The organism is Rhodococcus sp. BS-15, assembly GCF_000813105.1.
Taxonomy (GTDB): domain Bacteria; phylum Actinomycetota; class Actinomycetes; order Mycobacteriales; family Mycobacteriaceae; genus Rhodococcoides.
Map to the genome: position 1 here is coordinate 1 of NZ_BAOX01000652.1, position 550 is coordinate 550.

Consider the following 550-nt stretch of genomic DNA (forward strand, 5'->3'; position numbering starts at 1 on the left):
TCCACGAACAGCACGACAGCGGCCACGGCCAGGATCGGGGAGCCGACGACGCGGTCGCACAGGACGAGGCCGCGGACAGCGTCGAGGCTGCCGAGCGCGACGGATCCGATCCGGCCGAGATACAGGTCGATTCAGCGGAGCCGACGGATGCCGATACCGAGCCGAGCGGCGGCCTCGAGGCACCCGAGGACGAGGACATCGCAGAACACGAGTTGCCGCTCAACGGACTTCGCGGATACACCACCCGCCGTCGGCCGTAGCTCCCGCTCCTGGCCGACAGGCTCAGCGCCCGCGCTCGAGCAGCGAAGACGACGTAGTCTTGGCCCCGGATTGCGCGCACGTACGAGTGAAGAGGGTTCGACGCCGATGACAGATCGACAGATGCAGCAACCGGAACAGTCGGTCTCACCGGACGGGTCGACGCGGCCGCGCACTCGGCGGATCGTCGTGCCGACCGTCGTCCTCGTAGTCTGCGCTGTGCTTGTCGCGCTGCCGACCTGGACCGTCGTATTCGCGGGCGCGCAGTGGCCGGTGGCGGCACAGCTGGTCG

1 protein-coding gene and 1 pseudogene are annotated in these 550 nt (G+C 68.9%); both read left to right on the forward strand.

Features of this window, described 5'->3' with window-relative positions; all coding sequences use genetic code 11:
- Positions 1–260, forward strand: a 260-nt coding sequence (locus RHBS_RS29545) for a hypothetical protein (protein WP_236745437.1), incomplete at its 5' end; no start/stop codon positions are given.
- 106 nt (positions 261–366) lie between these two features.
- Positions 367–550 (forward strand): annotated as a pseudogene (locus RHBS_RS28590) (metallophosphoesterase); the annotation flags it as partial.